Source organism: Microbulbifer sediminum (assembly GCF_021729035.1).
GTDB classification, from domain to species: domain Bacteria; phylum Pseudomonadota; class Gammaproteobacteria; order Pseudomonadales; family Cellvibrionaceae; genus Microbulbifer; species Microbulbifer sediminum.
On record NZ_JAJSAP010000005.1, the window covers coordinates 1 to 21,869 of the forward strand.

A 21,869-nucleotide genomic window follows, 5' to 3' on the forward strand; every position below is an offset into this window, starting at 1 on the left:
TTCTTACCCATGGTACACCTCCGTGTTAGGCCGAAACCTAACTATACAGGGTGTCTACTAAACGTGGGTAAGTCTTAAACATAACGCCGCCGGCAGGGGCAGCTTACCTTGTGCGCGTTTTGCGCAAAAATGGGCGCGCAGCGACCTGCGCAAAACGTGCACAAGGTAAGCTGTCCCGCGGAGGGCCGAAGGCCTGGAGCAAATTGTCCGGCTTTGTTAGCTATTTCATGATTCATAGAAATATTTCGCTAAGAGATTTAGTCTTTTCCTTAATACTTTCTATAAATTCATTGGGACAGTCATCGGTTCGAAAACGGGTATCAATTTGATAACCTTCGCATTCACAAGGCCTAACACCCATTACTGATGAACGAAGGGTTGATAGCTCCCCCTCCTTCCCATAGGCCGAGAAATGGATACGGACTCCATTAGGACATGAAACAAACCAATATTGGCCTCGCTTTTCATTTCTTGCCGTTGAATTTAAAGGTGCGTCAATAACTGACTCAACCGACCTAGGGAAATTATCGTTGGTGACGATTTTGCCATTAATAGTGAGCTCCCCACTAAAGTATTCCATTGGTGTTTCAGGGTGTATTATAGACAGCAATACCTTTGGACCAAAGTATACTTCTAGCCAAGAAAAATCGTGGTCTAGCCGAATTCCTAGCCTATCCCAATAATAGAATTGCTGATCTACCCTGGAAGGCTCCCCGAGCGCTTCAAATACATTTTCTTCATTAGTTGATGGTGATATTTGAGTATCATTAAAGTAAATAGCATCGCTTTTAATGCTTAGGCGCCCTTGAGAAGAATCAGCGAGACTGATAGATGTAGAAAAAATTAGAACAAAAAATAGAGAAGTTCTCACGGAGGCCTCGGATAGCTAACGCCGCCAGCAGGGGCAGCTTACCTTGCGCTCGTTTTGCGCGAAAATAGGAGCGAAGCGACCCGCGCAAAATGTGCACAAGGTAAGCTGTCCCGCGAAGGGCCGAAGGCCCGTAGCATCCTGCCTGGCTTTGTTAGCGACTCCAAGGTACGGGCTTGTCCCGCCAATCTAGGCCTTCGCCCAGTGCGTTCTCGGTGATTTTCAAAGCCTCAGAATGACTGCACCCTTGGCCATAGATTCCACAATCCTGACATTCACAAAGATATAAAGAATCCTTGATTTTATAGACATTCAACTCCACCAAACCACACTGCGGACATTCATCAACTTGAACAAAAGACCGGTCTTTTGTGGCCTTCCATGCATTAGCCAGCATCTCATTGACTTCTGAGTTCGCCTCCGACTGATTCCCCTCAATCTCCCGAGCTCTTTTTGCACCTTCTGGGTCGAACTTTCCACCCACATAATTCGCAGGATTCTCTTCAGGGAAATCCTCAAAATAGTCAGACCATTCACTCATTTTTAATCCCTCCTGTGGATTTATTCATTGCTCGCTAACGCCGCCGGCAGGGGCAGCTTGCCTTGTGCACATTTTGCGCGAAAATGGGAGCGCAGCGACCCGTGCAAAATGTGCACAAGGTAAGTTGTCCCGCGGAGGGCCGCAGGCCCGGAGCAAATTGCCCGGCCTTGTTATGCATTTATGCCCCCTAAACTCCCAACCAGGGCCACCACACCTGAAATTAATGCCAACTGAGCTATCACCCAGAAAGCTGAAAAATACAACTTTGATATTCCATGTTGTACCACAGCCGACGCGTATGCCACTTGACTTAGCTTGTCATAACCAAGCAGCAGTGGGACTAAAAGCAATAGGTACCACACAGCATCCTTCGCGATCTGACCTAGAACCAGTGCGACAAAGATGTAATACGGTATCCCTAAAAACCACAGTAACTTCATTATATTTCTACCGGACTACGACACCGATGCATAACGCCGCGTTAATGGGCAGGCACTGCGGAGGAATTTTTGGTGTAAAATGCCGCGAAGCGGTTTACACCAAAAAGGCCGGAGTAGTGACTGTCCAGGCCAACTTGTTGGCCGAGCATTGAACGCCTTGTTAGCACTTTTATTGCTCCACTATGATTGATTTGCCCCTGAAAAAGAAATTGTCTTTTTCTTCTTCGGACTCTAGCTCGTTGAATGGGTCTAACGAAAGATAAATACCATCATTCTTGTTTATTAATTTGCACTGACTAATAACTAGACAGCCAAAATCTTCGTATATTGAGTACTCAGATAAAGCCACTATACGGTATTTTGTTTGTGTACCGTCAGATTCGACTACCGATAGAACAGCATAGTTTTGATTGCCATCCAAGTCATAGCCAATTGTGACCTGGACTAATGATTTATCTCTAAAGTTTAAACTCGTGATTTCCATATTTTTTGAGTGCTAACAGTTTATTCAAAGGACGCATCTTGTTATCTGGCTGTCGCCTATCCGCTAAGCGAATTATCTTCGATAATCGAGAATTTCTTTTATTTCAGTAACTTAGACTTTCTTTAAGGCACGGAAGCCCACGAAACCGCGACGTGTCGCTATCTTCTACCAGCAATCCTGTCAATTGATCTTAAGCGGTGTCCCTTGTAAGTCAATAAGTTACAGAAATTTGTCCGCAGATAGGCGACGCGTCGCGTTATCCTGGCAGTTGACAGCCTCATCCAAGCCTAAATACTGTATATAAACACAGACGGCATGGAGGGTGGTATGGATGATATTCGTCATCGTATTCCCAGGGAGAAGGCCGGAAGATTCATACAGCAGCTGAGACTGCACATGCGCGAAGCTGGACTATCGTACCGCTCTGAACAGACCTATGTGCACTGGATCAAGCGGTTCATTCACTTCCATAAACTGCGCCATCCCACTGAAATGGGCCTGCCAGAGATCGAGATATTCCTGTCACACCTGGCCATAGAGCGGGATTGCTCTGTGAACACCCAGCGAATCGCATTGAATTCGCTCGTCTACCTCTACAAGCGGTTTCTTGGCAGGGATACGGATGACCTGAACTTCAGTCCGGCACAACAGCCGCGGCGCTTGCCAGTGGTATACAGCCCAGCGGAAATCGGTGCAATCCTTCGGCAACTGCAGGGCGTGTACCGGCTGCAGGTGGAGCTGATGTACGGCACAGGCCTGAGAAGCGCGGAGCTGCTGTCATTACGAGTGAAGGATATCGATTTTGGCAGCAATAATATCTATGTACGCGCCGGGAAGGGGAACAGGGACCGAACCACCATGTTGCCGCAGACATTGCAGGCGGACCTGCGGCGGCAAATCCGGCGGGTGGAGCTGATTCACGCCCAGGATATGGTCAACGGCCTGGGCGAGGTGTACCTCCCGGATGCCCTCTCCCGTAAGTACCCGAATGCAGCACGGCAACTGGGCTGGCAATACCTGTTCCCATCTACAACGACTTCTATCGACCCTCGCTCGGGCACCGAGCGCCGGCACCACATGCATGCCTCCACGCTGACGAAGCACGTGCGCAAAGCGGTTCGCAGTGCTGGTATTCACAAGCCGGCGCGCACCCACGCCTTTCGCCACAGTTTTGCCACCCACCTGCTGGAATGTGGCTATGACCTGCGGACCATCCAGGAACTCCTCGGTCATGCCGATATTGGCACCACTGAGATTTATACCCACGTGGTTAACCGGGGTGGCAACGGTGTATTGAGCCCGGCGGACCGGCTCAGGAGCACCCTGCGGCCCAGCTGATGACTCTCTTGACCTGGACCGCCCCTGATCCGGCCAGCGTCACAGACAGGAGCCGCTTCGCTCCCGCCATGGTCCCCGTGATACCAGCCTGGCCTGTCAAGGAGGCCACTCCGCACGTTAGAATGGGCGCTGAATCCACCAGCAAGACGTCCCGGATGCCCGTCGAGTTCACCAGTCTGCAGCAGCTCCTTGAGCACATCGCCGCCACCGCACGCCATCGTGAGCGCGTGTCGCTGGACCTGGTATTGCGGGTCGTGGGTAGGCGCTCGTTTGCCCCGGTGCTGCTACTGGTGGGTATTATCCTTTTCTCTCCGCTCTCCGGCATTCCGGGCCTGCCCACCACCATGGCGATCCTGGTGCTTCTGGTCACCCTGCAGCTGCTGCTCGGCCGGCATCACTTCTGGTTCCCCCAGTGGATGCTGCAGCGCTCAATCGCCAACGACAAGCTCCTGACGGCGCTCAAATGGCTGGAGAAGCCGGCGGCATTTATCGATAACTGGCTGAAACCCCGGCTGCAGTTCCTGGTGCGGCGCAGCGGGACTTTTGTCATCGCCCTGATCTGCACCCTGATCGCGCTGGCGCTGCCGGTAATGGAGGTGGTGCCCTTCTCCGCCACTATCGCCGGCATCGCCCTGACGGCTTTTGGTTTGGCCCTGATGGCCCACGACGGGATACTGGCCCTGGTCGCTTTCTGCCTGACTGCCACCACCATGGTCACGATTGGAATGGGCCTGCTCTCCGCGGCGTGAGTGCCAGCCAGATGAAAGATTCCGCCTGCCTCACCCACCAGCTGCCCCCTGGCGTGCGGGGCAACCCTGATTGCCAGGTTTGCCGCCCGTCAACACCGGTACTGCTTGCTAACCGCCCCGGACTCTCTTAACTTGAAGTTTCCCTGACCACCGGATTCTCTTGCCAACCGGCTGACACAGGAAACAACTGCAGACAAGAACAACAAGACTACTTTCCGTCCCAACCCTCGATGTCCCCTATCCACCGGCGTAGCGCCCCATGGCTGGTGGTTGCAGTAATGCGCCCGGTTACCCCGGACGCCGCTGTTGAGTACCGATGTACCAAGAGCGACCAGCCCATCCATAGTTCACGCACATGAGGGAAGCTGCACCATGAAATCTGTCAACGAAATGATCGACGATATCCTGCGCCGCGAAGGTGGCTTTGTTGACCACCCGGCAGACCGTGGTGGACCGACCAGGTACGGCATTACCCGGGCAACACTGTCGGCGTATCTGGGCCGCGAGGCGCAGTACGCAGAAGTAAAGAACCTGGAACGGGAAGTAGCCCGGCAGATCTACCAGCGCAATTATTTCTACCAGCCACAGATAGACCAGCTGCCACCCGCGATACAACCTTTTATATTCGATTGCGCGGTCAATCACGGCCCGGGCCGGGCCATCAAGTTTGTTCAGGACGTCTGCAACCGGGCCGGGTACAAGCCGGCACTCTCGGTGGACGGGACCATGGGGCCCGATACACGCAAGGGTGCGGAGTGGGCCCAGGGCCAGCTGGGCGAGTCTTTTCTCCGCGCCCTGCTTGAGGAGCGCCTGAACTTCTATCGTCGGATTGTGGAAAGGGACCCCTCCCAGGACGTGTTCCTCGCGGGCTGGACGAACCGGGTCAATGAATTCGACGAGGACATGGTGTAAATCAGCCGGGCGTGTAAGCGGGGGACACAGACAGCAAACCGGGGCGGGAGCCCCGGGGTAGCTGTCTTTGCCCCAGACTCAGCCTTCTTTCTATACCACCTGCCCATCCGGGCCCAGTCCCAGCCATCCGGGCCGGCGGGTGATCACGGCAATGGCAAGCAGGTCGTAGAGGGCGTGCCAGGTCACCACCAGTAGAACACTGCCGGTCTGCCAGTAGGCGAAGCCCAGCAACAGCCCGATAACCAGGGTGAGAATAAAGTACAGGCGGGTCATGGCATGCATCAGCGCGAACAGCAGCGACGCCACCGCCACCCCCAGGGTGGGAGCGAACAGCCCCGCCAACCACTCCTGCAGCCAGACCCGGAACAGCAGTTCTTCGCCCAGCCCTGCCAGCAGGGAGACCAGTATCATTTGCGGCCACGACATGCCTGCAAGGATGGGGTGGACCATGGAGACAATGCGCCGCAGGCTGCGCCCCACCGGCAGCGACAGGCGCGTCAGCCACATGGCCAGCGCATAGCTCGCTACCGCACCGACCGCCCCCCATACGAGCGCGCCGTAACCGGTGTTACCCGGCCACGAAAAGGGCACACCGCTCCAGGCGATCAGCGCAATGGCAACCAGTAACAGGCAGCCCTGCAGCCTGATCAGAAGCGCGAACCTGGGAGTCTCGCTGGACTCGGGATGCTGCATGCATCCTCCTTGTAACTGTCATTCACTTGCGAATAGCCCTGGCGCGCCAGTCGTCAGCGCGCCGTCGGTTCCTCGACAGACACCAGCCTCGCCCGGCCATCCCCGCTGACCTTCAGGCGTGCCCGCGCCGCCTTGCGCAGTACTTTTTCCAGCCGCAGTGCTTCTTCCTTCGGGGCAAAAAAGGCCTCGATACCATAGCGAACCCGATAGGCTTCGCCGCTGTCACGAAACCAGCTGTCGCTGACACGTCCGCGCAGGAATATACCCTCCTCTGGCGGTTCCAGGCTCGCCCCGGCCAGGCGATAGACACCGGCCCCGGTTGTCTCCAGGGCAACATACACCACCTCCCCCTGCCGCAACTGCTCCTCGCCGAACAGGGAGGCATCCAGCTCGCTGAACGGATAGCGCAGGCGGGCATAGTTTCCGCGGAACATGGAGCGCGGATCCACCGGGATGGTTTTCACCAGGATTTCCTCACCGGTCCACAGGGGTATCTGGGCTTTCAGGTACATCCCTGTCAGGACCAGGAACTGCAACAGGATCGCCAGTGCCAGCCCCACTCTGGTTATCGGTTTCATCAGCGCTCCTCCCGGTCGGCGTCGTCCAGCCCCGACTGGTAGTGCTTCCAGTACCGGGCTGCTCCCAGCAACAGCAGCGCAAACAGCGCAAACATCAACGCGCCGCCGATATAGTCGCCGATCAGGTCGATGTAACGCAGGAATGCCGTGACCAGGATGGCCGCCACGCCGAGGAAAAAGTAGTGGGAAATCCCGCTGTGGATACCCCGTACCACCAGCCAGATACCGAAACCAATCATTACGAAGTTTGCAGTCACCTGGAAGTAAACCGCGTAATCGTCATTACCCAATGTTGACACGGTAAGGGCTGTCAGCCACAGGGCTCCCAGCAATACCGCCGGCAGGACCCAGCGTCCGGAAGCGCGCCCCAGCCACAGCGTGGGCAGCGCAAACAGGATCAGTACCAGCCACATGCCCAGACGGTGCTGCCAGCCGGCATCCAGCAGTTCCTCCCAGGGACCGGCAAATCCCAGTACCAGCAGGGAGATCACCGCGAAACGCAGGCACCAGACGGAAATAACCGCCGCGTAATCCCGGGCCATGTGCAGCTCGCGCCCGGACAACCAGTAGCCGAAAACAGAGAGCAACAGGAACATTGCCGCGGCCACCACCAGGTTCTCCACATGCAGGTCAAACAGGTAGAAGGAAGCGGACTCACGCCACAGGGCCGCAAGCGAATACTCGATCCAGAAACCGGTACTGGCGATCACCAGCAGCAACAGCAACACACTCTGGGGGCCGCGCAGCAGGACATACAGCATCGCGGCAATAAAAAGCGGGAACAGTGTGGGGTAAAAGCCGAAGCTTACCTCCATGAAAAACCACAGCAGGCCCAGCAGGCCGGCCTGCATGGCCAGCCATGGGTTGCGGGTGAGTAGCGCGAACGGCAGGCAGCCCAGCGCCCACCAGAAGATACCGTCGGGCATATATTCGCCCAGGTGGTAAATCTGGGCGATCAGGATGATCGAGGCCCCGAAGAACAGGTTACCCAGCAGGAACAGCCCCACCCCGCCGCCATGATCCCCCTCCAGGTAGCGTTTCAGGCCCAGCCCCTGGGTACAGACGGTCAGGCCGATCAGGCCCCACATCCGCAGTGCCCGGGGGATATTGTCCCAGTTGGCGCCTAACAGGGTGATCAGGGCCAGGCCGATAAACAGGAACCCCAGCCCCACCAGCACGTTGTAACCGAAGGTGCGGTATCGGGCCTGCTGGTAGTCCACACCATAGCGGGCGCAGATGGCCGTCGCCTGCTCCCGGCTGATCAGCCCCTCGTCCACCCAGTCCGCGGATTCCCGGGCAAGGTCATTCTTCAGTAAACGGATCAGTCGCATGGGCCTTGGGCAAGTCCTGTTGGCTATGGGTTCTGTGGGCCGGCAAAATAAATCCGACGGTTCGGTCACAAGCCAGTATCCCACAGGCCCGGCCAGCCACACCACTCCTGCGGACAGCCGCGAAAGATCAACTATTAACTATAAGGCGCTAATTAGTCAGATCTATCACAGCCATTTAAATAGATTATTTTTATTGATGAGGGTCACCCCATAGTATTGCACTCGTTCCAGACAAACAGACCCGAACATTCACTGCAACGAGGAGACGACACTATGTCCCGTTACATCGAATCCGAACTGAAACCCTTCCAGGCCAAGGCCTACCAGGCTGGCGACTTCTTCGACATCAGCGATGCTGATGTAAAAGGCAAGTGGTCCGTGTTCTTCTTCTACCCGGCCGACTTCACCTTTGTGTGTCCCACGGAGCTCGGCGACCTGGCCGACAACTATGAGGAGTTCAAGAAGCTGGGCGTGGAGATCTACTCCGTATCCACCGACACCCACTTCACCCACAAGGCGTGGCACGACACTTCCGAGACCATCGGCAAGATCCAGTTCCCGATGATCGGTGACCCCACCGGCACCATCACCCGCAACTTCGGTGTGATGATCGAGGAAGAAGGCATCGCCGATCGCGGCACCTTCGTTATCGACCCGGAAGGCAAAATCCAGCTGGTGGAGATCACTGCCGGCGGTATCGGTCGCGACGCCAGCGAGCTGCTGCGCAAGATCAAGGCCGCCCAGTATGTCGCCGAGCACCCCGGTGAGGTCTGCCCGGCCAAGTGGAAGGAAGGCGAGGAAACCCTGGCGCCGTCCCTGGACCTGGTCGGCAAGATCTAAGTCACTTCCCAATTGATTCCGGCCCCGACCGGAATCAAACGGGGCAAGAATGCGGGGGCCCGCCTGCCAGCGGGACCCACAGAGCCTCCGGGACTGCACCGGCAGTACGGCCCCTGCGCCTTCCCTCCTCCCCCGAGGGACCACCCCCAACCTGGCCCGCCCCCAAGCGGGCCCTTTTTGACCGAATACACACAGGACACACCGATGTTGGATGCAAACCTGAAGAAACAGCTGGACACCTACCTGCAGAATATCGTCGACCCGATTGAGGTGCGTGTGTCCGGTGACAACACCCCCAAGTCCGCAGAGCTGGAAGAACTGGCGAACGAAATCGCCGGCCTCTCACAGAAGATTGAGGCCAAGACGGGCAATGCAAAACGTACGCCCAGCATGGCCGTGGGCCCGGCGGGTGAAGAGCCCCGGGTGAACTTCGCCGGCATTCCCCTGGGACACGAATTCACCTCCCTGGTGCTCGCTCTGTTACAGGCCGGGGGACACCCCTCCAAGGCCGATCCGCAGGTGCTGGAGCAGATCCGCAACCTGGAAGGCGAATTCCACTTTGAAACCTATATCTCGCTGTCGTGCCAGAACTGCCCGGACGTGGTGCAGGCACTGAACCTGATGGCGACCCTGAACCCGAACATCACCCATACGATGATCGACGGTGCCCTGTTCCAGGATGAAGTCGAGCAGCACAACGTGATGGCCGTGCCCTCCGTCTACCTGAACGGCGAGCACTTCGCCCAGGGCCGCATGACCCTGCAGGAAATCGTCGACAAGATCGATACCGGCGCCGTCGAGCGCAAGGCTGCCGAGCTGGATGAACGCGAGCCCTACGATGTGCTGGTGGTGGGCGGTGGCCCGGCCGGCGCCGCCGCGGCCATCTATGCCGCACGCAAGGGTATTCGTACCGGCCTGGTGGCCGAGCGGTTTGGCGGACAGGTAATGGATACCGTGGGAATCGAGAATTTTATCTCCGTACCCTATACCGAAGGTCCTAAATTGTCCGCGGGACTCGAGCAGCACGTGAAGGAATACGGTGTGGATATCATTACCGAGCAGCGCGCCGCCGCAATCCAGCGCAACAAAATGCTGGAGCTGGAACTGCAGAGCGGCGCCACCCTCGCCAGCCGTTCTGTAGTGCTGGCCACCGGCGCCCGCTGGCGCGAACTTGGGGTGCCGGGTGAGGCCGAGTACCGCACCAAAGGTGTGGCCTACTGCCCCCACTGCGACGGCCCCTTCTTCAAGGGCAGGCATGTGGCGGTGATCGGTGGCGGTAACTCCGGTATCGAGGCGGCCATCGACCTGGCGGGTATCGTCAAACATGTAACCGTGCTTGAGTTTGCCGACACCCTGCGGGCCGACGATGTACTGGTGCGCAAGGCGCGCTCCATGGGTAACGTGGATATCATCATGAATGCCCAGACCACCGAGATCCTCGGCGACGGTAACAAGGTCAATGGCCTGCGCTACACCGACCGGGTGAGCAGCGAAAGCCACGATCTCGAGCTGGCAGGTGTCTTTGTGCAGATCGGCCTGGTGCCCAATACCGAGTTCCTGCGCGACAGTGCTGTCGCCATGAATCCCATGGGTGAAATCGAGATCGATAGTCGTGGCACCACCTCGATGCCCGGGGTATTCGCTGCCGGCGACGCCACCACCGTGCCTTACAAGCAGATTGTAATCTCCATGGGCCAGGGCGCCGCCGCGGCACTGGGTGCCTTTGACTACCTGATTCGCCATTCCGAAGAAGAGGAGGGATCGGAGGCCACTGAGAGCGCCGAGCCGGAGCAACTGGCGCAAAGCGCATAACCTCCCATCATCAATAGGGCAGCCGCGGCCAGCGCGGCTGCTCTTACTTTTTGCCTCACATTCCCCACCCGGTACGCCCACGGGTCATCATTTCCCCACAGGCCATTCGCCCTGTTCCTCGCCTCGCCACCGCGAAGCGACATTTCATGTGGAAAAATCTCGCCCGGAATCCATCCTTAGGGACACGGCGCTGAAAACCGGAACGAGATGACTACTTTCTCAAAAAACAACACCGGCCTGTTGCAGCTCGCGCTGAAAGCCATGGACCTCTATGAAGGCAAGATTGACGGCATTGTGGGTCCTCTGACCCTGTCCGCCATTCAGAAAGTCGAGGCTCTGGCATGCGACCGGCCCGGGGTGGAAAAGCCCGATGCTGAGGAGCCCGCGGAAAGGGTCGACGAGGTCGAGGACATCATCGAGGACCAGGGCGCGAGTATCGAGCACGCACTGGTTTTCACCCTCAAGAACGAGGGCGGCTATGTCGACCATAAACTAGACCGTGGCGGCCCCACCAACAAGGGCATCACCATTGGCACCCTGTCCGCCTACCTGGGCAGGAATGTAAGCAAGGCCGAGGTCAGGAACCTGAGTTATGAAACCATCCGGGACATTTACAAGCGCAACTACTGGGATGCACTGAACCTGGACCATGTCGTCGACCAAAGCATTGCCACCGCCCTGTTCGACATAGGTGTGCTCTGCGGGACGGGTACCGCCGCAAGGCTGTGCCAGGACGTACTGGATATTCCCGAGACAAAGAAAATGGATGCCGGCACCCTGGAGGCGATCAACAGGGTCACCGATGACGAATTTATTCCCGCCTTTATCGACCGGAACATCAGGCGATTTGAAGCCATTGTAAAAAAGCGACCCTCGCAGCGGGTTTTCCTGCGGGGCTGGAAGAACCGCGCCAACCGGCTGCGCACACTGATCGAGACCGATTCCGTGGACGGCAAATCGCCGGAGTCTGTGCCGGACGAACCGGTTGGTGACGGTCTCTATACCCTCGCCGACCAGGTGGGTGTGCCGCGGGACGATATCAGCAAGATGATCAACTGGCAGAATAAAAACCACCCCACCTCCAATCCGAGGTTCTGGGCGGTATTCAGGATCCGGGAACACTCCAGGAACAAGCGTCTCTTCGTCTTCGACCGGATCGCGAAAAAAGTCGAGCAATATCACGCCACACACGGCGAGGGCAGTGACCCCAATCACGACGGTATTGCCACGGAATTTTCCAATACCCCGAACTCCCACATGAGCTCACTGGGCCTCTATCGTACTCTCAACGAATATACCGGGCGGCATGGCAAGTCCCTGCGCCTTGAGGGACTGGAGTCGAGCAACAGTAATGCATTCAAACGGGCCATCGTTTTGCACGGGGCGCATTACGCCGGAGATGACTGGGTGCGGCGCCACGGCCGTTGTGGACGCTCCTGGGGATGCCCTGCCGTGGAACACCGGATCGCCCCCGACCTGGTCAACAGGCTCAAGCAGGGCTCTCTGCTGCTGATTTCCTGACCCTGGTTGCACGGGCGCTGGACGCTCGCTACCAACCAAACCTGACCCGCCATATCCCCGATACGGGAATAATTTACCAGCTGCCAGGGGTAGGATTTCCCATCACCGGCGATTCGACACTGTCCCCGCCCAGCAAATGACTTGTTGACTTATTAACCAGAGCCTATACACTGAGTGCAGCTAGAAAATCAGCTCCTGTTGACCCACTCCGGTTTCGAAGCATTAGTCATAATCCTCGTTCTGTAGCATCCAATATCAGCCAATTTTCCGGCTCCCCCGAACTTTCGGGATACCCATTATTCATCTCTATAGGACTTAAATTATGTCTAACGCAGTTAAAGGCACCGTAAAGTGGTTTGACGAATCCAAGGGCTTTGGTTTTATCCAGCAGGAGTCCGGTCCCGACGTATTCGCCCACTACAGCGCCATTTCCGATTCGGGCTTCAAGACCCTGGAAGACGGCCAGCAGGTAGAGTTCAATGTCACCAAGGGCCCGAAAGGCCTGCAGGCAGAGAACATCACCGTTATCTGACCGGTGACAGGGCTGGCGCGACCGACTGGTGGCGCCCCCTGGTGTGACACTTACGTCGCGCAGGAAAAGCAGGGCCAGGGCCCTGCTTTTTTTATGGCATGCACTAAATAACTGCGGTCATGCCGCAGACGCATCTCCCGCACAATTCCGGTAATTTAACCGCCTGCGGCATCCGCCCCTATGGCTCCTTGCACAGCCCGTGTCCCGGGGCGTCGAGCCGTTTCGACCGTGGCCCCTACCCTCCTTTAACCTGTCCTGATTGGCTGCATACCCCGCAACCCCAGCTGACAGCCCCCGACCCGGCTGATCTCCCTGATGCAGGCAAGGTCCATGCCCCTGCTAGCCATCCCCTCCTACAGGGAAAAATTTGCACACACCAGCGATTGCGCAAGTTCGATCATGCACATCCCCCCGCAGGGCGATACCATTTCCCTGAATTTTGCCTGGGACGGAAAATGGACAGCTACCAACGCTTACTGAAACTGCGGGCATATATCGGCGCGAACCTGGATGGGGACCTGGGCCTGGCCCGGCTCAGCCAGTGGGCCCACATATCACCGTATCACCTGCACCGGCAGTTCTGCGCCACCTTCGGTTTCCCCCCGGCGCGCCTTATTGCGAGGCTGCGGTTGCGGCGGGCCTCCTACCAGCTTGCCTACCGACCGGCACTGCCGATCACCCGGATTGCGCTGAAGACCGGCTACGCCAGTCCCGAGGCATTCTCCCGGGCCTTCAGTCGCATAGTGGGCCAGAGCCCCACGGCATTTCGCCACAGCCCCGACTGGGAACGCTGGGAAGAAAACCTCGGCGACATTGCAGAACAGGAGCCCACCAAAATGTACGACAGCACCACCCTCCGGGTCGAAATAGTGAACTTCCCCGCTTTGCGTGTGGCCCGCCTCGACCATGTGGGGCCGCCGCAATTACTCGGCAACACGCTACGGGACTTTATCCAGTGGCGCCGCGAGCAGCGGCTGCCACCCGCCCGCAGCCGCACCTTCAACCTGGTGTTCGACAACCCGGCCAGCGTGGATCCCGCAGACTACCGCCTGGGCCTCTGTGCGCAGACGGAAAAACCTGTGGAACCGAATGGGGCGGGGGTCTTGTCCGACACCATTCCCGCGGGCCGCTGCGCCCGGGTGCGTCACACCGGCCCAGACGCGGGACTCGAACCCCTGGTGCGCCGCCTCTACGGGCAGTGGTTGCCGGCCTCGGGAGAGGTGCTGCGGGATTACCCGTTATTTTTTGAACGCGTCAGCTTTTACCCGGACGTGGCCGAACCGGAGATGATCACTGATGTCTTCCTGCCACTGGCATAGGAGTATTGGCCCGGCGACTTAACCGGCACCCGGGGAACGGGTCATCGGCGATCACCCGGAAACCCCCGGCTTCTCTCCAGGCACCGACATACCTGCAAGCATTCTCAGGAACACTTCCCGGCGAAGAAGCGCTGGTACATCACTGGCACCACAAGCATATTCAGCGCTGTCGAGCTGATCAGGCCGCAGAGGATCACAATAGCCATGGGTGCCTGAATCTCACTCCCGGGCTGCCCCGCGGCAAGAGCCAGCGGAACCAGGGCAAATGCCGTGGCCAGGGCGGTCATCAAAATAGGCACCAGCCGCTCCTCGGCCCCGCGCCGGATCGCAGATCCCAGGTCCAGTCCCCCGTCCCTTTGCAGCCGCCCGATATGGTCCACCAGGATCACACCGTTGCGTGTGGCAATACCGAACAACGTGATAAAGCCGATTACGGCCGCAATGGTGACAATGCCATCGGTGAGCCAGACACCCACCACCCCGCCAATCAGGGCCAGGGGCAGGTTCAGCATCACCAGCCAGGCCTCCCGGGTATTGCCGAAGGCGGCCACCAACAACAGGAAAATCCCCACAATAACCAGTGCTCCCAGCAACATCAGGCGGGTCCCGGCGGCTTCCGCACTCTCGAACTGGCCGCCGTACTCGATGTGGTAACCGGTGGGCAGGGAGATGCTCTCCCCTAGTGCCACACGGATGTCCTCTACCACGCTGATCAGGTCACGACCAGCGACATTCGCCATGACCACCAGCTTGCGCTGCACATTTTCGCGGCTGATGGTGTTGGCCCCCCGCTCACGACGGATATCGGCGATCGCGGCGAATGGCACCCGTGCCCCACTGTCGAGGGTCAGCATGGTCTCGCGCAGGGTGTCGATATTGTCCCGGGCGGACTCGGGGAAACGCACCACCAGGTCGAAACTCGCCTGCCCTTCCAGGATCCTGCCCACTTCCGTGCCAGTGAAAGCGGTTTCCAGTGCCTCGGCCGCCTCAGCAACCGTCATGCCGTAGTTGGCCAGTGCCGGTCGATTGAAATTGACGGCGACAAAGGGAATCTCGCTCTGCTGTTCCATCGCCACGTCCACGGCCCCGGGAATTTCCGCCACCCGGGACTCCACCTGTTTACCGAGGCGGCGCAGTTCAAACAGGTCCTCACCGAAAACCTTAATCGCGATATTCGCCCGCGTGCCGGACAGCATATGGTCGATCCGGTGAGAGATGGGCTGGCCGATGATGACATTGGTACCGGGGATGCTGGCAAAGCGCTGCCGCAGGCTCGCCAGTAACTGCGACTTGTCCCGCTCCTGCATCGCCAGAGTGACGTCGATCTCAGAGGCGAACACCTGCTGCGCATGGGGGTCCAGCTCGGCACGACCGGTGCGGCGTGCGGTGGCTACCACCTCTGGCTGCTCCAGGAGAATTTTCTCGACGCGCTGGCCGATTTCATTTGAAGTCTCGAGTGATGTTCCCGGCAGGGTGACCACGCTGATGGTCAGGCTGCCCTCATTGAATTCCGGCAGGAAACCCCGGCCCGCCAGCATCAGCCCGGCAATGGCTGCGATAAGCAGGGCGGAGGACCCCAGCAGGACGCTGCGCCAGTAGCGCATGGCACCGGACAGGAGCGGCCGGTAACGGACCTTCAACCAGCTGATAAAGCGGGTATCGTGATCCTCATGCACCGGCTTGCTGTTGGGTAATAACAGTAGTGACAGTACTGGTGTGACGGTGACAGCAACCAGCAGCGACGCCGCCAGCGCTACCACGTAAGCCAGGCCCAGGGGCTCAAGCAACCGCCCCTCCACGCCGCTGAGAAAAAACAGCGGCAGGAACACCAGGATGATGATCAGCGTCGCGAATACAATCGACCCCTCGATTTCGCGGGTCGCATCGAACACCACGGCGACATTGCTACGTCGCTCTGACTCCGGCAGGGCATGGTTTTCCCGCAGGCGCCGCACAATGTTTTCCACCACGATAATGGCATCGTCCACGAGCGCCCCCAGCGCGATCGCCATGCCACCCAGCGTCATGGTGTTGATGCTGCCCCCCAGGTAACGGATCACCAACACTGCCACCAGCAGCGACAGCGGGATTGCCAGCAGCGCGATGCCGGTTGCCCGTGCGCTGAACAGGAAGGCGAACATGATCGCGACAACCAGGATGGCCCCGTCCCGGAGGGCGGCAGCGAGGTTGTCGATCGCAACGTTGATAAAATCGGCCTGGCGGAATGCATCCGTCTCGATCCGCATTCCCTCGGGCAGCGATGCCTGGATATCATCAATCACGGTATCCAGGCGTTTTGTCAGGGCCAGCGTGTTCACGTTGGGCTGTTTCTGGATACCCAGCACCACCGCCGCCTCGCCGCGGTAGGAGCCGGTACCACGCCGCGGTGCCGGACCTGTCTCGACACTGGCGAGGTCGCGCACCTGCACCGGCACTCCATCGCGGGTGGTCACCACCGCCTGGCGTATATCCTCCAGGCCTCTGGCCCGGCCGACGCCCTGGATCAGGAACTCCTGATCGTTCTCGGTGATAAAGCCGGCGGAAGAATTGCGGCTGGCGGCGGCCACCGCGTCACGCAGCTCGCCCAGGGTGACACCGTAGGTCGCCAGGCGCTCCGGTGTGGCAACCACCTGAAACTGCCGTGTCTGGCCACCGGTGGGAATCACCTCGGCTACCCCCGGCACCGCCAGCAGGCGGCGGCGCACGACCCAGTCAGCCGTGGTCTTCAGGGTCATCTCGTCGTGCACATCGGAAGAAAGGGCGATAAACAGGATCTCGCCCATGATCGAAGTAACCGGGGCAAGTACCGGTGATGGCAGGTCCGGGGGCAGCGATGCGCGTACGGTCTGCAGCTTCTCACTGACGATCTGCCGGGCACGATAGATATCCATGCCCCACTCGAACTCCACCGTGACCACACTGATACCGATACCGCTGTTGGAGCGCACGCGCCGCACGCCGCTGGCACCATTCATGGCAGTTTCCAGCGGGAATGTAACCAGTCGCTCGACATCCTCTGGCGGCATCCCGTGCGCCTCCGCCACCACCGTGACAGAGGGTGCGGTCAGGTCCGGGAAGACATCCACCGGCGCTTTCAGGGATGTCCAGGCGCCCCACACGAACAACAGGGCTGCCCCGGCCAGGACCAGCAGGCGATTCCCCAGCGACCACTGGATTATTCGATCAATCATTCACTCTTCCCAACATCAGTGTGCGTGGCCGTGCCCCACTTCGTCACCACCGATAGAGGCCAGCTTGACGAAATAGGCCCCTTTCGAGGCCACCCGCTCACCCGCTGCCACGCCGTCCAGTACCTCGACCATCTCACCGTCGACAATCCCCAGCTCCACCGGGCGACGCGCGAATGTCTCACCGCCGGTCTGCACATACACCACGTTGCGGCCGCCATCATCAATCACCGCACTGCGCGGGATAGCCAGCCGCGGCTCCGCCGGCGCCGTAAACAGGTGCGCGGGCAGGCGTGCGCCGAGAATGGTTGGCCCCAGGGAAACCGGGTACTCGACCGTGACGTGCGCCGTGCGTGTTTTCGGGTCCACGGCAGAACTGACCTGCACTACACGCGCGCCACTGGCTTCATCCAGCACTACCGTGTCGCCCCCTGCAGTTTCGAGCCAGGCGCCACTGGCCGCGGGAACATCGGCGGCAAAGCGCTCCGGCACCGCCAGGTCGAGCCAGCGACGATCCTGCGAGGCAATGCGGAAGACCCGCTCCCCGGCCCGCACGAATGCGCCCGGGCGGGCATTGAACTCGACCACCTCGCCCGCGACCGGTGCACGCAAGGCAATGCCGGCCTCGGCACTGCCGCCCTGGTACTGTTCGACGCGCGCCCTGGCGGCTGCGAATTCTGCCCTGGCGACCTCCAGTTCTTCCCGGGCTTCCACCAGCCGGCGCTCGGCGATCGCGCCCTGCTGGTAGAGTCGTTCCAGGCGCTCGACATCGCGCTTGGCCAGTGACAGCTGCGAACGTGTCCGCTCCATCGCTACCAGCAACTGGCCGAAGTCGGTCTCGCCGCCCAGGCGCGGTACCAGGTATCCCAGCACGGCCCCGCTCTCAACCACATCCCCGGCCCGGGCCATCCCCGCATGGGAGAAATAACCATCCGCGGGTGCCCGGATCTGGGCGCCCGCGTCCGCGGGTGCATCCACGGTGGCAAACGCCGGTACCGACGGGCGCATGGGACGCAGCTGCGCCTCGGTGGAGGCAAACGGGTTGCTCCACTGCTGCTCTTTCAGGTAAGTGATGTCACCCTCGGGTTCAGCCTGGTCAACCACCGCCTCTGCCGCCGACGGGTAGACCCGCACCATGCCCAGGTCATGGGTGGCCTGCAGCTCCCCATCCTGCACTTCGATCAGCAGGCGGAATTCCCCCGCGTCACGCGGCTTTACCCCCGGGGTAAAAATGCCGGTACGCGCGGGCTGCCGCACACGGAAACGGGCGGCTATGCTGTCGCCCCGCTTGAGGACCACGTCGACGCGCCCGCTTTCCAGCGGCGCCGAGTCGGCAAGACGGGTGACATGGGCGGCAAAGTTCGAGGTCTGCCCGGCAACCAGGGTCGGGAATTCCACAAACAATTCAGTGGTATCCGTGTAGTCGGTAAAGACCAGGGTCGGCCCCTCATCACCGTGGCCATGTCCGCTGCCGTCGTGGCCGCCCTCTCCATGAGCGCCTCCTGCCCCATGACCGCCTCCGGGCCCGTGTGCATGGCCGTGGCCACCGCCCGCGGGTTCCCCGCAGGCAACCAGGCCGAAGCCAAGCGCGGCCAGTGCCAGCGCCCGGACAAGGTTTTTAGTGCTCATGCTCGGAATCGTCATCGTGGCTGTGTTCGTGGGATTCTTCCTCTGCGGCTTCTTCAGTGGTGTCGTCCTCGTGGGTGTGCGTTGCTTCACCGTGCTCGTGGCCTTCTTCCTCGCTGGCCGCACCCTCCTCTGCTGGCGCACCGGTTTCAGCTTCTTCACCGTAAAACGCCTCGGTCTCGGTTTCGTCGTGGGAGTGGGCCCCGTCGCCGTGGTCGTGCGCCGTGCCATCTTCATGCGCTGCATCATGGCCCTCGTGATGAGAGGCTTCGTCGTGGCCATGTCCGCCCTCTTCGTGGGCGTGGTCTGACTCGCCTTCATGGGGATGCCCGTGATCATCGCCCTGGCCACAAGCGGACAACAGGAACGCGGAAAACGCGATGGACAGGATCAGAGCAAGCTTGTTCATAAATCACCTTTTATCAGTTGGAGTTGGATGTAGGACTGTCGCGCAGCGCGTGCGCGGCGCACCGCCTCGCGCTGCGCAGAAAGTTCAGTGCGGTGGGCATCGATCAGTTCCAGGACACTAACCTCACCCGCGTCATAGGCGCTCTCCGCAATCGATACCAGCGATCTGCCGGCAGAGGCTTCACGCGCGGTAATTGCGGCGCGCCGGCGGGCGCGCAGTTCCCGGAGTACGGCCCGGGTCTCCGCCGCGAGGCGCGTCTCGAGCAGCGCGCGTTTAGCCTGCAGTTGGTGCGAGCGGGCAGACTGCGCCCGCGCCTCGCCGGAACCGTTATCAAACAACGGCACTTCCACCCCCAGGGACAGCAGCTGGCCGTCGGCAGATACATCGGGATCCTCAAACTCACGGCGCCCCACCCCCAGGGTCAGCTCCGGCCAGCGGCGGCGTTCCTCCGCCCTGGCGGAGAGGGATGCGGCCTGCACTTCCGCCTCCAGCGCCTGCAGCATCGGATGCCCGGCGAGCACAGCCGCCAATTCCACCGTGTCAGCAGCCGGCGGCAGGAGCCTGCTGGCCAGCGGCGCCGGTTCGGACCCGACCAGGCTGAACAAGCGGTCCGCTGCCGATTCCGCCGCAGCCCGGGCGTCCAGCGCCTCACCGCTGACCAGGGCCAGCTCTTTCTCCAGCCGCAGGGCATCAAACTGCGAGGCATCACCCGCCCGGGCGCGGCTGGCAACTGCCCCGGCCAGGTGCGCCAGCCGATCACGCCAGCCGCTCACCGCAGCGGCCTCACGCTCAGCTGCAACCGCGGCGTAGTAGAGGCGACGCATCTCGGCCACCAACTCACGGCGTTTCAGGTCGACGCGGGCGTTTTCCGCCAGACGCTCACTGTCCGCTGCCTCCCGCTCCAGACCATGCACGCCGGCGATATTGAAGCGCTGGGTCAGCCACAGGTAGCGCTCCTCTGCCGTGCCGCTGTCCAGGTCGAGACCTTCATTGCTGTATTCAATTTCCGGATTCGCCCAGCGCCCCGCGGCATCTGCGCGCCCCGCTGCCGCTTCACGCCGTGCGTCCAACAACGTGGCGATGTCCGGTTGCGCCAGCCCGAGCCGCACAGCCTCGGCCTCCGTGAGCCCCGGTGCGGCACGACCGGCAGCGGCCGCCAGCATCGCACCAATCAATAAAAACAGTCGCATGAAGTCAATGTCCCGTGAGAAGCCCGAGCAGGGTTTCGAGTTCGTGGTGTGCACCGGCAGATGACAGCGATAAAGCAAAGATGGCCGCCAGTGAGACACTGACAAACACGCGTCCATTTCGCCTGTTGTCCGCAGGGCACAGTAACCGCTCGATGCGCTTCACTGCGTCGGCTCCCGCCACCGAGAGGCCCGGCATTACCTCGCCGCGCTGCAGGCGAAAAACCTTGAGCAGGGTTGCCGCGACCTCTTCCCGGCCAAAGTGGCCCGCCACCCGGTCATCCGCGATTTCCTCCAGCGCCTGGCGCCACTCTTTGCGCAGGCGGGAAGCAGTCACCGGCAGATGTAGCAGCAGCAGGATTTCGAATACCCCGTTATAGAGCAGATCCCGCGTGCGCACGTGGGAAACTTCATGCGCTAGCACAATGCGCCGCTCACGCGCTTCCAGCCTGTCAAGCAAGCCCCGTGACAGGATCACTCGCGGGGAAAAGGCCCCGGCAGTCACTGCAAAGGGGCTCAGGCTTTCGACAGTGTGTACTCTGCGATCGGGAATGCGCCCCTCGACCAAGCGCAACAGGCTGCAGATGTGCTTGCCAGCCCGGTACTGCCGGCTGCCAAAGCCAATGATGACGTAGGTGATGCCTGCGAGAAGCAGTGCAGCCGCAACGAACTCGACAACCCCGAGATCGATTGCCGGCAGGTGCCTGAAGCAGAGATGGGGATGTCCCGGGCCGTGATACACACAATGATCTGTCATCCAGCCAAGGGACTTGCCCAGTGCCGTCACGACAACGGCGACGACCAGCGCAGCCATTGCCAGCAGTGGCAAGGTCGCGAGGGTAAAGCTGTAGCTGCGTCGCGCCACCGGTGACAGCTCCCCACGGAATACAAAGCGGGAAACCAGCTCACTGGCCAGATAGCCTATCGCCCAGCCGCCCACTGCCAGCAGGATGAACAGCCAGGCCAGGGAAAGAATGACGTTCATTGGTCACGCCTCCCCTGGCGGCGCTTGCGCAATTCTTCCTCAAGGCGTGCCAGGCTGGCTTCATCGATATCCTCGACCGCCTCTACAAACGCCGCCAGGGACGAAACCGCATCGCCGCCAAAGCGGCCGAGGGTCTCGCGGATATAGGAGGCAATCAGGCGTTCCCGCTCGACAGTTGCGGTGTAGCGGTAAGCATGCCCGCGCTTGCTGCGCGTGAGCAGCTCCTTGCGGTGCAGACGCTCGAGAGTGGACTGCACGGTGTTCAGCGAGATACCCCGCGGCTGGCCAATGCGCTCGTGTACCTCTTTCGCCGAGCACTCCGGTGTCTCCCAGGTGACCTCCAGTACCGCCACCTCCAGGTCTCCCAGTGCGGGGGTTGGTTTCGAGGATTCGCTCACGTCGGCTCCAGAATTCCAGCAATTTCCCAGTGTATGGGCGGAAAAAACCGATCGTCAATCGGTTTTTCTGGAGCGGGGGGGGTCACAATGGGGTCTGGCACCGCCTGAGTCCCGGACC

19 protein-coding genes are annotated in these 21,869 nt (G+C 60.1%); 8 read left to right on the plus strand and 11 right to left on the minus strand.

Features of this window, described 5'->3' with window-relative positions; translation table 11 throughout:
- Positions 1-232: 232 nt before the first annotated feature.
- On the minus strand, positions 233-871 hold the full coding sequence (locus tag LVD11_RS09345) for a DUF7738 domain-containing protein (RefSeq protein WP_237058288.1): 639 nt from the start codon (positions 869-871) through the stop codon (positions 233-235).
- A 151-nt stretch (positions 872-1,022) separates the two neighbouring features.
- The gene (locus LVD11_RS09350; protein ID WP_237058290.1) at positions 1,023-1,409 is read right to left on the minus strand and encodes a hypothetical protein; all 387 of its coding nucleotides are present in this window, start codon (positions 1,407-1,409) and stop codon (positions 1,023-1,025) included.
- A 1,251-nt stretch (positions 1,410-2,660) separates the two neighbouring features.
- On the opposite strand from LVD11_RS09350, the gene LVD11_RS09355 reads away from it, so the two are divergent.
- From LVD11_RS09355 to LVD11_RS09365, 3 genes are all read left to right on the plus strand, one after another.
- The gene (locus LVD11_RS09355) at positions 2,661-3,671 is read left to right on the plus strand and encodes an integron integrase (protein ID WP_237058292.1); all 1,011 of its coding nucleotides are present in this window, start codon (positions 2,661-2,663) and stop codon (positions 3,669-3,671) included.
- Positions 3,672-3,826: 155 nt separating this feature from the next.
- Positions 3,827-4,420, plus strand: a complete 594-nt coding sequence (locus tag LVD11_RS09360) for an exopolysaccharide biosynthesis protein (RefSeq protein WP_237058294.1) — start codon at positions 3,827-3,829, stop codon at positions 4,418-4,420.
- Positions 4,421-4,792: 372 nt separating this feature from the next.
- Positions 4,793-5,332, plus strand: a complete 540-nt coding sequence (locus LVD11_RS09365) for a glycoside hydrolase family 108 protein (RefSeq protein ID WP_237058296.1) — start codon at positions 4,793-4,795, stop codon at positions 5,330-5,332.
- Between the two features lie 90 nt (positions 5,333-5,422).
- On the opposite strand, the gene LVD11_RS09370 is transcribed toward LVD11_RS09365, so the two are convergent.
- The 3 genes from LVD11_RS09370 to LVD11_RS09380 are packed head-to-tail and all read right to left on the minus strand — an operon-like array spanning position 5,423 to position 7,934.
- Positions 5,423-6,025 (minus strand): CPBP family intramembrane glutamic endopeptidase, encoded by a 603-nt coding sequence (locus LVD11_RS09370; RefSeq protein WP_237058298.1) that lies wholly within the window; start codon positions 6,023-6,025, stop codon positions 5,423-5,425.
- A 53-nt stretch (positions 6,026-6,078) separates the two neighbouring features.
- Positions 6,079-6,603 (minus strand): GDYXXLXY domain-containing protein, encoded by a 525-nt coding sequence (locus LVD11_RS09375; RefSeq protein WP_237058300.1) that lies wholly within the window; start codon positions 6,601-6,603, stop codon positions 6,079-6,081.
- The gene (locus tag LVD11_RS09380) at positions 6,603-7,934 is read right to left on the minus strand and encodes a DUF2157 domain-containing protein (protein ID WP_237058302.1); all 1,332 of its coding nucleotides are present in this window, start codon (positions 7,932-7,934) and stop codon (positions 6,603-6,605) included. Before LVD11_RS09380 ends, LVD11_RS09375 begins: the two co-directional genes overlap by 1 nt.
- 273 nt (positions 7,935-8,207) lie before the next feature.
- On the opposite strand from LVD11_RS09380, the gene ahpC reads away from it, so the two are divergent.
- From ahpC to LVD11_RS09405, 5 genes are all read left to right on the plus strand, one after another.
- Positions 8,208-8,774, plus strand: a complete 567-nt coding sequence (gene ahpC / locus LVD11_RS09385; RefSeq protein WP_237058304.1) for an alkyl hydroperoxide reductase subunit C — start codon at positions 8,208-8,210, stop codon at positions 8,772-8,774.
- A 204-nt stretch (positions 8,775-8,978) separates the two neighbouring features.
- Positions 8,979-10,586, plus strand: coding sequence for an alkyl hydroperoxide reductase subunit F (gene ahpF / locus LVD11_RS09390; RefSeq protein WP_237058306.1), 1,608 nt, complete (start codon positions 8,979-8,981; stop codon positions 10,584-10,586).
- A 207-nt stretch (positions 10,587-10,793) separates the two neighbouring features.
- Positions 10,794-12,107, plus strand: coding sequence for a murein L,D-transpeptidase catalytic domain-containing protein (locus LVD11_RS09395; protein WP_237058308.1), 1,314 nt, complete (start codon positions 10,794-10,796; stop codon positions 12,105-12,107).
- Between the two features lie 322 nt (positions 12,108-12,429).
- Positions 12,430-12,639, plus strand: a complete 210-nt coding sequence (locus LVD11_RS09400; RefSeq protein ID WP_237058310.1) for a cold-shock protein — start codon at positions 12,430-12,432, stop codon at positions 12,637-12,639.
- Positions 12,640-13,094: 455 nt separating this feature from the next.
- On the plus strand, positions 13,095-13,958 hold the full coding sequence (locus LVD11_RS09405; protein ID WP_237058312.1) for an AraC family transcriptional regulator: 864 nt from the start codon (positions 13,095-13,097) through the stop codon (positions 13,956-13,958).
- A gap of 104 nt (positions 13,959-14,062) precedes the next feature.
- Here the strand turns inward: LVD11_RS09405 and LVD11_RS09410 are convergent, their stop codons facing one another.
- From LVD11_RS09410 to LVD11_RS09435, 6 genes are read right to left on the minus strand one after another with little or no spacing between them, the layout of a single operon-like run.
- Positions 14,063-17,149, minus strand: coding sequence for an efflux RND transporter permease subunit (locus tag LVD11_RS09410; protein ID WP_237058314.1), 3,087 nt, complete (start codon positions 17,147-17,149; stop codon positions 14,063-14,065).
- A gap of 15 nt (positions 17,150-17,164) precedes the next feature.
- Entirely contained in the window at positions 17,165-18,775 is a 1,611-nt protein-coding gene (locus tag LVD11_RS09415) for an efflux RND transporter periplasmic adaptor subunit (protein ID WP_237058316.1), read from the minus strand.
- Positions 18,765-19,181, minus strand: coding sequence for a hypothetical protein (locus LVD11_RS09420; protein WP_237058318.1), 417 nt, complete (start codon positions 19,179-19,181; stop codon positions 18,765-18,767). Before LVD11_RS09420 ends, LVD11_RS09415 begins: the two co-directional genes overlap by 11 nt.
- Positions 19,178-20,371, minus strand: coding sequence for a TolC family protein (locus LVD11_RS09425; RefSeq protein WP_237058320.1), 1,194 nt, complete (start codon positions 20,369-20,371; stop codon positions 19,178-19,180). The genes LVD11_RS09420 and LVD11_RS09425 overlap by 4 nt, the downstream gene beginning before the upstream one ends.
- Before the next feature lie 4 nt (positions 20,372-20,375).
- The gene (locus LVD11_RS09430) at positions 20,376-21,353 is read right to left on the minus strand and encodes a M56 family metallopeptidase (RefSeq protein ID WP_237058322.1); all 978 of its coding nucleotides are present in this window, start codon (positions 21,351-21,353) and stop codon (positions 20,376-20,378) included.
- A complete protein-coding gene (locus LVD11_RS09435) occupies positions 21,350-21,751 on the minus strand; it encodes a BlaI/MecI/CopY family transcriptional regulator (RefSeq protein WP_237058324.1) in 402 nt (133 codons plus the stop codon). Before LVD11_RS09435 ends, LVD11_RS09430 begins: the two co-directional genes overlap by 4 nt.
- Positions 21,752-21,869: the final 118 nt, after the last annotated feature.